The 13,332-nt window shown below is 32.8% G+C and carries 15 protein-coding genes; 12 read left to right on the top strand and 3 right to left on the bottom strand.

Features of this window, described 5'->3' with window-relative positions; all coding sequences use genetic code 11:
- Positions 1 to 16 precede the first annotated feature (16 nt).
- Positions 17 to 736 (top strand): RDD family protein, encoded by a 720-nt coding sequence (locus tag DFQ02_RS10595; RefSeq protein WP_116524410.1) that lies wholly within the window; start codon positions 17 to 19, stop codon positions 734 to 736.
- Positions 737 to 789: 53 nt separating this feature from the next.
- Here the strand turns inward: DFQ02_RS10595 and DFQ02_RS10590 are convergent, their stop codons facing one another.
- The gene (locus DFQ02_RS10590) at positions 790 to 1,494 is read right to left on the bottom strand and encodes a peptidylprolyl isomerase (protein WP_116524409.1); all 705 of its coding nucleotides are present in this window, start codon (positions 1,492 to 1,494) and stop codon (positions 790 to 792) included.
- A gap of 5 nt (positions 1,495 to 1,499) precedes the next feature.
- Here DFQ02_RS10590 and DFQ02_RS10585 point away from each other — a divergent pair, with 5 nt between their 5' ends.
- From DFQ02_RS10585 to DFQ02_RS10565, 5 genes are all read left to right on the top strand, one after another.
- Positions 1,500 to 2,141 carry an NUDIX hydrolase gene (locus DFQ02_RS10585; protein WP_116524408.1) on the top strand — a complete coding sequence of 214 codons (642 nt, stop codon included), beginning with the start codon at positions 1,500 to 1,502 and terminating at the stop codon, positions 2,139 to 2,141.
- Positions 2,142 to 2,194: 53 nt separating this feature from the next.
- The gene (locus tag DFQ02_RS10580; RefSeq protein ID WP_116524407.1) at positions 2,195 to 2,992 is read left to right on the top strand and encodes a lysophospholipid acyltransferase family protein; all 798 of its coding nucleotides are present in this window, start codon (positions 2,195 to 2,197) and stop codon (positions 2,990 to 2,992) included.
- A gap of 29 nt (positions 2,993 to 3,021) precedes the next feature.
- Positions 3,022 to 3,258, top strand: a complete 237-nt coding sequence (locus tag DFQ02_RS10575) for a hypothetical protein (RefSeq protein WP_116524406.1) — start codon at positions 3,022 to 3,024, stop codon at positions 3,256 to 3,258.
- An 87-nt stretch (positions 3,259 to 3,345) separates the two neighbouring features.
- Positions 3,346 to 5,637: a type IA DNA topoisomerase gene (locus tag DFQ02_RS10570; protein ID WP_116524405.1), complete on the top strand. Its 2,292-nt coding sequence runs from the start codon at positions 3,346 to 3,348 to the stop codon at positions 5,635 to 5,637.
- The gene (locus DFQ02_RS10565) at positions 5,624 to 6,211 is read left to right on the top strand and encodes a pseudouridine synthase (protein WP_116524404.1); all 588 of its coding nucleotides are present in this window, start codon (positions 5,624 to 5,626) and stop codon (positions 6,209 to 6,211) included. Before DFQ02_RS10570 ends, DFQ02_RS10565 begins: the two co-directional genes overlap by 14 nt.
- A 105-nt stretch (positions 6,212 to 6,316) precedes the next feature.
- Here the strand turns inward: DFQ02_RS10565 and DFQ02_RS10560 are convergent, their stop codons facing one another.
- Both DFQ02_RS10560 and DFQ02_RS10555 read right to left on the bottom strand, forming a co-directional pair.
- Positions 6,317 to 6,946, bottom strand: coding sequence for a hypothetical protein (locus tag DFQ02_RS10560; protein ID WP_116524403.1), 630 nt, complete (start codon positions 6,944 to 6,946; stop codon positions 6,317 to 6,319).
- Between the two features lie 3 nt (positions 6,947 to 6,949).
- Positions 6,950 to 7,444: an RNA polymerase sigma factor gene (locus tag DFQ02_RS10555; RefSeq protein ID WP_116524402.1), complete on the bottom strand. Its 495-nt coding sequence runs from the start codon at positions 7,442 to 7,444 to the stop codon at positions 6,950 to 6,952.
- A gap of 565 nt (positions 7,445 to 8,009) precedes the next feature.
- On the opposite strand from DFQ02_RS10555, the gene DFQ02_RS10550 reads away from it, so the two are divergent.
- The 6 genes from DFQ02_RS10550 (at position 8,010) to DFQ02_RS10525 (ending at position 13,227) form a co-directional block, all read left to right on the top strand.
- Positions 8,010 to 9,014, top strand: a complete 1,005-nt coding sequence (locus DFQ02_RS10550; RefSeq protein ID WP_116524401.1) for a sugar kinase — start codon at positions 8,010 to 8,012, stop codon at positions 9,012 to 9,014.
- Between the two features lie 128 nt (positions 9,015 to 9,142).
- Positions 9,143 to 9,874 carry an energy transducer TonB gene (locus tag DFQ02_RS10545; protein WP_116524400.1) on the top strand — a complete coding sequence of 244 codons (732 nt, stop codon included), beginning with the start codon at positions 9,143 to 9,145 and terminating at the stop codon, positions 9,872 to 9,874.
- Between the two features lie 229 nt (positions 9,875 to 10,103).
- Positions 10,104 to 10,727, top strand: coding sequence for a hypothetical protein (locus DFQ02_RS10540; protein WP_116524399.1), 624 nt, complete (start codon positions 10,104 to 10,106; stop codon positions 10,725 to 10,727).
- A 19-nt stretch (positions 10,728 to 10,746) separates the two neighbouring features.
- Positions 10,747 to 12,090 (top strand): histidine kinase, encoded by a 1,344-nt coding sequence (locus DFQ02_RS10535; protein ID WP_116524398.1) that lies wholly within the window; start codon positions 10,747 to 10,749, stop codon positions 12,088 to 12,090.
- 11 nt (positions 12,091 to 12,101) lie between these two features.
- Positions 12,102 to 12,440, top strand: a complete 339-nt coding sequence (locus DFQ02_RS10530) for a 2TM domain-containing protein (protein ID WP_116524601.1) — start codon at positions 12,102 to 12,104, stop codon at positions 12,438 to 12,440.
- A gap of 31 nt (positions 12,441 to 12,471) precedes the next feature.
- Entirely contained in the window at positions 12,472 to 13,227 is a 756-nt protein-coding gene (locus DFQ02_RS10525; RefSeq protein ID WP_116524397.1) for a LytR/AlgR family response regulator transcription factor, read from the top strand.
- The last annotated feature ends 105 nt before the right edge of the window (positions 13,228 to 13,332 follow it).

Raw genomic sequence — 13,332 nt, 5'->3', positions numbered from 1 at the left:
TAAATTAAAATATAAAATGTCAGAGTTACAAATTAACACGACTCAAAATGTCAAAATAAATTTCATTACGGCTGGAATAGGGGAACGAATTTTGGCTTTCATTATTGATTGGGCAATTAAGATTGGTTATATGCTGATTTTGAGTTGGACGGTAGGGGCTTACGACAATATGGACGAATGGTCACAAATAGCCATAAATACGGTTTTGAGCTTTCCAGTGATGTTTTATACAGTGACTTTGGAATCATTATTAAACGGACAAACCATTGGTAAAAAAGCTTTAAAAATTAAGGTCGTTAAAATTGATGGATTTCAAGCATCACTTTCAGACTATGTAGTACGGTGGTTTTTTAGGATAGTTGATATTTATTTATTTTTTCTAGGCTTCTTTGTGATTATATTTAGTAAAAAGTCACAAAGAATTGGAGATATGGCAGCAGGGACAGGTGTTATTAATTTAAGAGATAGTGTGTCTATTAAACATACAATTTTGGAAAATTTAAAGGCCGATTATGTGCCAACGTATCCTAATGTTATTAAGCTATCGGATAACGATGCACGTATTATTAAAGATACCTTTACCACCGCAAAACTGGCAAAAGATTATCAAACCCTTATAAAACTTAGAAAAAAAATAGTTGAAGTAGTTGGTATCAAGGAAATTAAACAAAAAACCGATATAGAATTTATTGATGTAATTTTAAAAGATTACAATTATTACACCCAGAATATGTAGTTTGGGTAAAAGTTAGGGTTTGCAATACAAATTGTAGTTTTATCAATTAATATCTATTCAATAATCTCTACTTTTCTTATATACACATTTTGCATGGGCCATTCACCATCATCAGTATCTACATCGGCAATTTTGTCAACAACATCCATTCCGTTAATTACTTTACCAAAAATAGTGTAATCGCCATCTAAATGATAGGCACCACCTTTTTGTTGCACAATAAAAAACTCATAAGGAGATGCCAATTTATGTGGGTTGTCAATTTCGCTACTTGGCATGGAAACAACACCTCGATCATGTTTAAAACCTCTTTTTGTATCTGCAGGCAGCAAATATTTTCCAATATAGGCTCGTTTTTTTGGTGTTATCTTATCATCACCATTACCACCTTGTATGATAAAATTAGGAACAACGCGGTAAAATTGAGTGCCATCGTAATATTTCTGTTTTGTTAAGAAAATAAAGTTAGAACGATGGAATCTTGTTTCATTAAAAAGTAGAATGTCAATATTTCCAAAATCTGTAAATATGCGTACTTTATTTTCTTTGTGTTCCTCATTATACTTTAAAAAGAAGTCCATGGCACTGCGCGAATTTAACTTTGGAAAAGGTCTTTTGCCTATGGTATCAGTATCTTTTTGAGTTTGTTTTTTCTCTGTTTTTGTTTGAGGGGTCTCTAGTGTGTTTTTCCTTTTAGTTTGTTTATCTTCACAATTCAAAAAAAGAGCGAAAAGAAATAATAACAACGTATAGCGCATACTTTATGATTTTCGATGAATTTTTAAAATCAATTTCAAAAATAGAAAATATACCTCTTCCCGCCGAAGCATCTCAGTTTAAAATGGTTCCTCCATACCGTTTAGAACTGGTCAAGCGTCAAAAAGAAGCTATGAAAAATGCCAAAAGCGCAGGTGTGTTGGCCTTGTTTTATCCGAGCGAAGAAAACCTAACTAAATTAGCCCTTATTTTGAGAAAAACCTATAACGGTGTTCATTCTGCCCAAGTGGGATTTCCTGGAGGTAAGCTAGAAGATCACGATAATTCATTACTGGATGCTGCCATAAGAGAAACAAACGAAGAAATTGGTGTGTCCAAAAATCATATTGAAATTGTAAAAAAATTAACCCAAGTTTATATACCACCTAGTAATTTTAATGTGCAACCTTTTATGGCTGTTACTAAAGAAACACCAAAATTTATAAAAGAAGAAAGCGAAGTGGAAACTATTATTCAGGTAGAACTTACTCATTTTTTAGATGAGAATGTCATCACTTCAAAAAAGGTGAAAACATCGTATAATGTTGAGGTAGAGGTGCCTGCATTTAAATTAAACAATTATGTAGTATGGGGAGCAACAGCCATGATGCTTAGTGAAATTAAAGACATTTTAAAACAACTCTTGTAGTTATGTAGGTTTCTATTACTTTTGCAATACTAACCAAACCTTAATGTGAAGGCATGGGATTGTTTAAAAGAAATCCTTTCGGACATATACTCTTTTTAAAAAAATGGCTCATCAGAATTATGGGAGCTATGACGCATAGGCGTTTTAGAGGGTTTAATGAACTTCAAATTGAAGGTTCCGAAATCATTAAAGAATTACCCGAAAGAAATGTCCTTTTTATTTCAAACCATCAAACGTATTTTGCTGATGTAGTGGCTATGTTCCATGTGTTCAATGCTAGTTTAAGTGGGCGCGTAGACTCTATCAAAAATGTAGGATACCTTTGGAATCCTAAACTAAATATCTACTACGTAGCAGCTAAAGAAACTATGAAAGCCGGATTTTTGCCTAAGTTGCTAGCTTATGCGGGTTCGGTGAGTATTGAGCGTACTTGGAGAGCAGAAGGTAAAGATGTTAATCGTCAGGTACGTATGAGTGATATTTCTAATATAGGAAAGGCTCTTGATGATGGTTGGGTCATTACCTTTCCGCAAGGGACTACCACACCGTTTAAGCCCATTAGAAAAGGAACAGCGCATATCATTAAGCGTTACAAACCTATTGTAGTGCCTATTGTAATTGATGGTTTTAGGAGGTCTTTTGATAAAAAGGGTATTAGAATTAAAAAGAAAAATATACTGCAATCTATGGAAATTAAGCAGCCATTAGAAATTGATTATGATGGTGAAACTACCGATGAGATTGTAAAGAAAATTGAGTTTGCCATAGAGCAACACCCATCGTTCCTAAAAGTACTCACACCACAGCAAATAAAAGAACAAGAAGAACTGAACAAACTAAGGGAGTGGTAAACACTACAAAAAATTAATTGTAGTTTTTTATGAGGCAACTAAAACTAATTTGGGATTTTAGAGGACCGGATTCTGAAAAGATAGCAGAGCATCATGTAAAACACTTGAAGGATTACATAGTTAAAGAAAAATTATCCCTAAATGTAACAGGGGTTGATGTTGTAAATGATAGTCATACTATGGCATTCATGGTGGTTAAAGAAAGTGAAATGCCTTCGGTTCGAGATGTTTTAAAGCCTCATAGAGGACAGGTCTATAATCCTTAAGAAATCTAAAGTTAATAACTCCTGATAACTCCACTTTAAAAAAGGGTTCAATTTTTATATTTTGCGTCGTTGTAAATTTAAGATTAAGTGAAAGTCTGTATCGCAGAAAAACCAAGTGTTGCCAGGGAAATTGCTGCCATTTTAGGTGCTAATACTAAACATGATGGCTATTTTGAAGGTAATGGTTATGCGGTAACATACACCTTTGGACATTTATGTACTTTAAAAGAACCAGTAGACTATAAACCTTATTGGAAAAGTTGGGATTTGAATAACCTACCCATGCTTCCTGAAAAATTTGAGGTTAAAGTGGTCTCTAATTCTGGTATTAAAAAACAGTTTAAAATTGTAAAAAGTTTGTTTGAAAAAGCCGATGAGGTTATAAACTGTGGAGATGCTGGACAAGAAGGAGAACTTATACAGCGTTGGGTGATGAATAAGGCAAATTATAAAGGCAATGTGAAACGTTTATGGATTTCGTCTTTAACAACCGAGGCGATTAAAGAAGGTTTTGAAAACCTAAAGCCAGCATCGGACTACGATAACTTGTTTTATGCTGGCTTTTCAAGGGCTATTGGTGATTGGTTGTTAGGCATTAACGCTACTAGGTTGTACACCTTAAAACATGGGGGTTATAAACAAGTATTATCTGTTGGAAGGGTGCAAACTCCAACATTAGCCATGGTGGTCAATAGATACAGGGAAATTCAAAATTTCACACCAACGCCATATTGGGAATTACAAACTAAATACAGAGATGCGCTTTTTAGCTATGAAGAGGGGCGTTTTTTCAAAAAGGAAGACGGACAAATTTTAGCTGATAAGGTTAAAGAAAGTGAATTTGAAATTGTTTCAATTACCAAAAAGAAAGGGAAAGAATACGCTCCAAAATTATTTGATTTAACAGGGTTGCAGGTATATTGTAATACGAAGTTTGGATTTTCGGCTGAAGAAACCCTTAAAATTGTACAAAATCTATATGAACAGAAGGTGGTTACGTATCCTAGAGTAGATACAACCTTTTTACCAAGTGATATTTACCCGAAGGTGGAAGGTATTTTAAAAAAGCTAACCAATTATTCTAATTTAGTACAACCGCTATTGCGTAAAAAGATTAAAAAATCAACTAAGGTTTTTAATGATAAAAAAGTAACCGATCATCATGCTATCATCCCAACAGGGATACAAAATCGTTTGCAACCAGCACAACAACAGGTGTATGATATTATTGTAAGGCGTTTTATTGCAGTATTTTATCAAGATTGTTTGGTGTCTAATACAAACGTTGTGGGTAAAGCTTCCAATGTATTCTTTAAAACCACAGGTAAGGAAATTTTGGATAAAGGTTGGCGTGTAGTGTTTGAGATTCTAAATTCTAAAGAAAAAGAGTCTAATGTATTGCCTAATTTCATCAAAGGTGAGAAAGGACCTCATGAGCCATCCTTTTTAGAAAAGGAAACAAAGCCGCCAAATCAGTTTACAGAAGCTTCTCTTTTACGAGCTATGGAAACTGCTGGTAAACAGGTTGATGATGATGAAATGCGAGATTTAATGAAAGAAAATGGTATTGGGCGTCCTTCAACACGTGCTAATATCATAGAAACGCTTTTTAAAAGAAAATATATAAAACGAAATAAAAAACAAGTTTTACCAACAGAAACAGGTATTCAATTAATAGATACGATTCAGAATGATTTATTAAAATCGGCTGAACTAACGGGGCGATGGGAAAAGCAATTGAAGGATATTGAGAAGGGTGAGTTTAGTGCTGGGGCTTTTATAAAAAACATGAAACGCATGGTTGATGCTTTGGTGTATGAAGTGAGAAGTGAGACTAAACGTGCTAATATCTCACATGTAACTCAGGTTAAGGCAAGTAAAGTCAAAGATAAGACAATTAAAGAAGCTGGAATTTTAGCTGAAACGTGCCCAAAGTGCGAACAAGGTAATTTAATAAAAGGAAAATCTGCTTACGGTTGTAGTGCCTATAAAGCGGGATGTGATTTTAAGTTGCCTTTTAACATTTATGGCAAGAAAGTGTCCGAAAAACAGTTTGTGCGTTTACTTAAAAAAGGCTCCACAGTAAATCTCAAAGGTTTTAAAGCTAATTCTGGAACTATTGAAGGATTGTTAAGACTTGATGAAAACTTTCAATTAAAATTAGAACCCAAAAGGACAGTGAAAAAGTCTAAGTCTGAGACCTTATTATGTCCAAAATGTAAAAAAGGTAATATAATTAAAGGAAGTACAGCTTATGGATGTAGTGCCTATAAAACAGGTTGCGATTTTAAAGTACTATTTGAAGTTGTTAGAGAAAAAATTAATGTGCAACTAGTTACCAAAGAACTTGTTTATAGTATTTTAAATGAAAGTTTCTAGTGAACACAGACATTTTGTAATCTACAAACCTTACGGATATTTAAGTCAGTTTAAAAGTGAAGATTCTAAACAACAGAAAAAGAAATTTCTGGGTGAGTTGTTCAATTTTCCAGATGGCACTATGGCTATTGGTAGGTTAGATGAAAAATCAGAAGGTTTGTTATTGTTAACTACCGATGGTAAGATGAGCGATTTTATAAATAGTAAAAAAGTAGAAAAGGAATATTATGCTCAAGTTGATGGAGATATTACCAATGATGCTATTGATATCTTAAAATTGGGTGTTGAAATAGGTTTTAGCGGAAAGAAGTATTTAACTAAGCCTTGTGAGGTTGTTAAGTTAAATGACATTCCAGAGTTACCAATCCGTTCAAAAAAGATACGTGATGACCGCCACGGACCAACAAGTTGGATTTCGATAACATTGAAAGAAGGTAAGTTTCGTCAGGTACGAAAAATGACGTCAGCGGTTGGGTTTCCAACCTTGAGATTGGTACGTGTAAGAGTGGGTAATATCTTAATCGATAACATACAGGTTGGTGATGTTATCGAAGTTGACGGGTTTTTGCGTTAGGGATTGAGCGGTCTGTTTGAGCTCCCTGACGGAGGAGGGAGCGAGTAGCGAATGCCCGACCTCGCTTTGAGAGCCTCTGCGACCCAGCGGGGGAATGCCCAAATACTAAATCTCCAATTTTTTTAGTTCCTTGTAATTTCGGTTAAGTCGTTTCAACAATAATCCATAGATAAGCTTGTAGAACAACCATATTATAACAATTAAAATAGCTGTAAAAAATGTACTAGCAACAATTAAAATCATCATACCTTTTCCGTCTATTTCTTCAAGTAGTTTAACAGCATCAGGGTCGTTGTGAAAAGAATAATAAAGTGCTATAATCATTGAAATACCTGCCATAATCAGGTTGTAAAGCACATAATATTTAATAATTTTTCTCGTGTTTATAATGCTCTTCATTAAGCGACGCGCATTATCGGTAACCGATATAGACTTGTATGATTTGTAAAGCAAATAGATAAAAAGTATTATAACGGCATAGCTAAATACACTTAATATAATCATAGCGTTATCAGAGTAAATCTGGTCTAGTCTTTCTTTGTAACTATCGGATGTAAAGTAGGGTATAGAATTTACTATAATCCAGAAAAACAATTCTCCCACACTTATATAAAATAACAATTTTACAATTGATGACGATTTTTTATGTAGCATGGGTAAGATATCTTTTGCCGATAACTTATCGCTTTCTTGCTCTTTATTCCAATTTTTCTTTAATAAATCTAATCCATCCATAGCTTACGGATTTAAAATGGTTCTTAGCTTGTTCTTAATTCGGTTCATTTTCACGCGGGCATTCACTTCGCTAATTCCCATTGTTTCACTTATTTCTCTATAATCCTTATCTTCTAAATACAGGAAAACAAGTGCTTTTTCAATATCATTTAATTGGTGCACTGCCTTATAAAGTATTTTTAACTGTTGTTCTTCGGTATCATCATAGACTTCAGATGTCATTTTAAAAGCTACGCCTTCAAAATCTTGAGTAGAGATGGTTCTTTTAGACTTTCGGTATAAAGTAATAGCTGTATTTAACCCAACTCTATACATCCAGGTACTAAATTTAGAATCGCCACGAAACTTAGGATAAGCTTTCCAAAGCTGAATGGTGATTTCTTGAAACAAATCATTGTGCGCATGATAATTATTAGTGTATAGGCGACAAACCTTATGTATAATATTCTGATGCTTTTCAAGCAGTTCTACAAAACTTTGTTCTAATTCGTTTTTCAATAATGATGGTTTAGTTAATAGGTAAGTAGCATATTGATTTAAAACGTTACATGATAGTTAGAAATAATATCATTTTTTCTGAATAAAGTATGGGAAGAAGTGGAGTTTTCTATAATGAAATATATGCTTTTTGAAAATATTTATTATATTAAATTAAAAGTTTAATATGTTAAATTATTATATCTGAAAATCAATATTTTAAATAAAAACTATAAATAAAATCTATAATATAGATTTAGCTATATTTTTAAGTGTTATTAGCTAATATATAAAAAAATATTGATCTCAATTTTTCTACAAATTATTAGTCACTTTTTTTAATAATTTTAATTTAGTAAATAATGTTTTAGGCCATAAATTTACAAATAGTTATCATCATATAAATACCATTGGTCCTAATGTGTAATTTAAAAAAAGTGTTTTAAAAGTAGCTACAGACCAGTTTTTTTCATTGGTTTCTTTTTGGAATATTAGCGAGGATAAGAAAGTAACCAGTTATATAATTTATAGCTTTAAATTCAATAAATTAATTATCTTCCATAAAATTTAAAGTTTATAATTTACCATGGGACAAGTTGTAACATTTGGAGAGGTGTTAATGCGTATTTCACCAAGAGGCAAGAAAAAGTTTATTCAATCGAATGTAGTGGAGTTCTTTTTTGGAGGTACTGAGTTAAACGTAGGGATTTCTATAGCTAATTTTGGAGGTAACGTAAAACATATAAGTGCTGTTTCTAGTGATTTTATTGGAGATGCTGCTATATCTTACATAAACAAGTTTAATGTTGATACTTCTTCGATAGGCAGGTCAACACGTCCATTAGGAGTTTACTTTTTTGAAGTGGGCGCTGTGATGCGTCCCAGTAATATTTCATATAATAGGTCGCATTCAGCATTTTCTGAAATACAACCGCACAAGGTGGATTGGAATGAAGCTCTTATTGATGCTGATTGGTTACATTGGACAGGGATAACACCAGCGTTATCGCAAAATGCTTTTGATATTTTAAAGAATGGATTAACACTGGCAAGAGCAAAAGGTATGACCGTTTCTGCCGATCCTACTTACAGACAAAACCTATGGAATTATGGAAAAGACCCCAAGGAAGCACTCATTGAGTTATTGAATCTTTCAACTGTTTTTATTGGAGGTATCAACGAAATTAATGAGGTTTTAGGAACCAATTACTCCTATAGCAATGAGGATTTTTTGATTGCCTCAAAAGAGCTCATGGAAACCTTTCCTTCTATTGAAAAAGTATTTGATAAGATTAGAACCTCAGTAAATTCTTCTTGGCATAAAATAAGGGCTAGAATGTGGAACGGGAAAGAATTTAGAGAAACTGCAGATTTAGATATAACGCATGTAGTAGATAGAATAGGTACTGGAGATGCTTTTGCTGCCGGTTTGATTTACGGTTTAAAAAATTATGATGATTATAAAGCTATGGAATTTGGAAGTGCTGCCTGTGCTTTAAAGCATACCTATGAGGGGGATATTAATTTGGCAACCGTTAAAGAGGTTACGGATATTTTAGAAGGTAATATATCAGGTAGGTTTAATAGGTAGTATAAATTACCTCAATTATTTATTGTTTTTTGTTTGTGCAGTGGTTTGTAAACCAGTAAATTACATGATTTTTGTCATAGTTTTTCTAGTGTTTAAATTCTAACTTTAGAATATTAAATACTAGAGTCATGAAACCAAAAAAGAATCCAAACCTAGAAATAGGGCGCAATAGCAGCTTGTATTTTGCTATTGGTCTTAACTTGATGTTACTTCTTTCGTGGCAAATGTTAGAGTTTAAAAGCTACGAAAAAGAGTTAGTGTCAATTGATGTGTTAGACATTCAAAGCGAACTTGAAGAGGAAATTCCCTTAGTGGATCAAATTAATACACCTCCACCACCGCCACCGCCACCAGCCGTTATTCAGGAAAATTTACAGATTGTTGATGATGTAGAGGATGTGGAAGAAACTATAATAGAAAGTACTGAAACAGACCAAAGTGATGCCATTGCCGAAGTTGTTCATGTAGAAGATGTAGAAGTTGTTGAGGTTGAAGAAGATGTTGAAGTAGCTTTTGCTGTTATAGAAGATGTACCTGTTTTTCCAGGATGTGAAGGTTTATCTAAAGAGAAAACCAAAGCTTGTTTCCAAACAAAAATTCAAGAACATGTAATTAAGCATTTTACGTATCCAGAAGCTGCTCTAGATTTGGGTATTCAAGGTAGAGTATCTGTATTATTTGTAGTAGACACTAATGGTGTTGTTAATGGAATTCGTTCAAGAGGACCAGATAAGATTTTGGAAAAAGAAGCAGAACGTATTATTAGTTTGTTGCCAAAAATGAAACCTGGCAAACAACGTGGTAGACCTGTTAAAGTATCTTATGCAGTGCCTATTTTCTTCAAGTATTTAGAAGGTTAGGTTTGTAAAAAGTTCTTTATATCAATGTGGGGAAACCAAGAGGTTATTTGTAATCTCTTGGTTTTTTTATTCAATACAATTCATCATCAAAAAATAACGGTTCGGTCATTCACTTTTTAAAAAGACTAGGCTTTAGGTTAATATTTGTTTCATAATCAAATTAAAACCATTCTAATTAGTTGTTAGAAAATTAAAAAAACGAACAGTAATTAATCTAAAAATTTAACTCATGAAACATTTAATCATCATTGCAACACTAGTAGTTTCTGGATTTGTACAATCTCAAACAAATTATGAAAAAGGTATGCAAAAGGCCTTTGAAATTTGGGAAACAGGTAATATTATTGAAACCTCTAATTTATTTGAACGCATTGCCAACGCAGAATCAGATAATTGGTTGCCAGCTTATTATGCAGCTCAAGTAAATATTGTAAATAGCTTTGGAGAGCGAGATATAGAAAAATTAACAGCCAAATTAAAAAAAGGTCAAGATTTTATTAATGACGCTAAAGCAATTTCTAAAAACAATCCCGAAATTATGGTACTACAAGCGCTGTTATATACCGCTTGGGTAGCCCACGATGGTGCCACTTATGGAATGACGATGTCTCCTCAAGTAGTTGAACTTTATGCTAAAGCCAAGGCTATAGCACCCAATAATCCGAGAGTAATATATTGTGAAGCAGAATGGAATATGGGCAGTGCCAAATTTTTTGGACAGGATACAACACCATTTTGTAAAGATTTAGAAAAAGCCTTAGAACTTTTTGCTAATTTTAAACCAGAATCACCGTTTCACCCTCATTGGGGAAAAGAGCGGGTTGAAATTCTATTACAATCATGCGGCAAATAAAACTTAATAAAGACATATAATGAAGAGGAGTCTTAAAAAGAATATTTTTTTAGCATTTGTAATAGGTGTTATTGTGTTTGTTATTGGAAGCTCGTTATCTAATGGTTTTCAGTATAAGAATACAGAGCAACTTGTAGTAAGTTTTATTTTGTATCAATTGTACTCTTTTGTTATAGGCTTTTCTAATGAGTTCTTTTTCGATTATATGGAAAAACGCTCATGGAAAAGAAAAGATACTATCAAGCGTATTGTTTTAGGGATTTTAGGAACTACAATCATTACAATAATATGTTTGTTTGTATTAAATATGTTAGTTTCCCTAACCTTAAAAGGGATGTCTTTCTTGGAGTTTATCTCAAACCAATCATTTAAAAACTATCAATTTGGCTTATGGATAACTCTGGTTATAGTCACTGTTTTTCATGTTATTTATTTTTATAACAGACACCAACAAAACAGAATTAAAGAGCAAAAAGTAATCGCAGGAACTGCCAGTGCTAAATTTGATGCGCTTAAAAACCAGTTAGATCCGCATTTTCTCTTTAATAGCCTAAATGTGCTAACTAGCTTAATAGAAGAACACCCAGATAAAGCACAGGACTTTACAACCTCGCTTTCTAAAGTATACAGGTATGTTTTAGAGCAAAAAAATAAGGAATTGGTATCTGTAGATGAAGAGTTGAGTTTTGCAAAAACATATATGTCTTTACTTAAAATGAGGTTTGAAGACAGTATTGTATTTACTATACCAGAAAAAGCACAAAACCCAGAAAGTAAAGTAGTGCCCTTATCGTTACAACTGCTTTTAGAGAATGCCGTAAAACATAATATGGTAACCACTAACAAACCATTGCATATTAGAATTTATGAAGATGATGGTTTTCTAGTAGTTGAAAATAATTTGCAACCAAAGCAAATAGTAAGGAGAAGTAGTGGCGTTGGATTAAATAATATTATGCAACGATATAATTTATTAACAACAAGAACAGTAGACATCACTAAAGAAACAAATAAGTTTTTGGTAGCCCTTCCAATGCTTACAAAACAAATATCAGTAATGAGACAACAAACATCAAATAATATAAACGACAGATATTTACGAGCTAGAAATCACGTTGAAGAATTAAAAGGTTTTTATTATAGCCTAATTTCATACGTTTTTGTAATTCCCTTTTTAGCCTTTGTAAACTATAAAACCTCATGGAATTTTCAATGGTTTTGGTTTCCAATGTTTGGATGGGGATTAGGATTGGTAACACAGGCATTTAGGGTATTCTACAGTAATAAAGCATTTGGAGCAGGCTGGGAAAAACGCAAAATAGAACAGTTTATGCAAGAAGAAAAGCAAAGTCATTGGAACTAAATATTAAGATTATGAGACGTCTAGAACAAAATTACAATCAAGAACATTTTAGAAGAGAAGATGCCTATTTAAGAGCTCAAAAACGGCTTAAAGAACTTAAAGGATTCTACTGGCATGCCTTCTGGTATTTAGCAGTAAACATCTTTATTGTAATAATGATTGGTAGGGGAAGTAATTGGAATATCTGGCATTTCGGTACGTTGGCAACACCACTTTTTTGGGGTATAGGCCTTGGGTTTCATGCCTTAGGGGTTTTTGGTAAAAATTTGTTTTTCAGCAAATCCTGGGAAGAACGGAAAATAAACGAATTCATGGAAAAAGAACAGGAAAACTCAAGTGAATTTCAATAAAAAAAAGATTGTCAAAAACTACTAGAAAACTATGCGAGTAATTATCATAGAAGACGAAAAACCATCGGCGAGACGTTTACAACGTATGTTGGCTAGTTTTAATATTGAAGCCGAAACTATGTTGCATTCGGTTGAAGAATCTGTACAATGGTTTCAGGAAAATCAACACCCCGATTTAATTTTTTTAGATATACAATTAAGCGATGGTTTATCGTTAGAAATTTTTGAAGCCATTAAAATTAAGTCGGCAATAATTTTCACTACAGCCTATGATGTCTATGCGCTACAAGCTTTTAAACTTAATAGTATAGATTATTTATTAAAACCAATTGATTCTGAAGAATTAAAAACGGCCGTTGAAAAATACAAAGAACATTTACCGCAAAACCAGACGGTTACATTAGATTTTTCAGATATAAAAAAGTTGTTGATAAATCCTATTGATAGAGATTATAAAAAACGCTTTTCTGTAAAAGTTGGGCAGCATTTAAAGCTTATAAATGTTGATGAAATAGAGTGCTTTTACTCTGAAAATAAAGGAACCTATTTACACACTTCAGACGGTAGGAATTATTTGCTTGATACAACTTTAGAACAACTTGAAGATGAATTAGAACCTCAAACCTTTTTTCGTATAAACCGTAAGTTTTATATAAATATTAATGCCATTAAAGACATGGTAAGCTATACTAACTCGCGGTTACAAATAAAATTAAGTTCTTACAGCGAACAAGATTTAATTGTTGCTCGTGAGCGTGTCAAAGATTTTAGAATTTGGTTAGATTAGGAATAATTTTAGAATCTTTAAGCTAGTGGCTCACAAGGGTTACAATTTATTTAATATATTCAAATAATATTTTAAAAATACAATAACAGTTAGGTTTTAGACATA

The sequence above is a fragment of the Seonamhaeicola aphaedonensis genome, from assembly GCF_003386195.1.
Taxonomy (GTDB): domain Bacteria; phylum Bacteroidota; class Bacteroidia; order Flavobacteriales; family Flavobacteriaceae; genus Seonamhaeicola; species Seonamhaeicola aphaedonensis.
The sequence above is the reverse complement of the archived record's forward strand: the minus strand, read 5'-3'. Positions and strand labels throughout refer to the sequence as shown.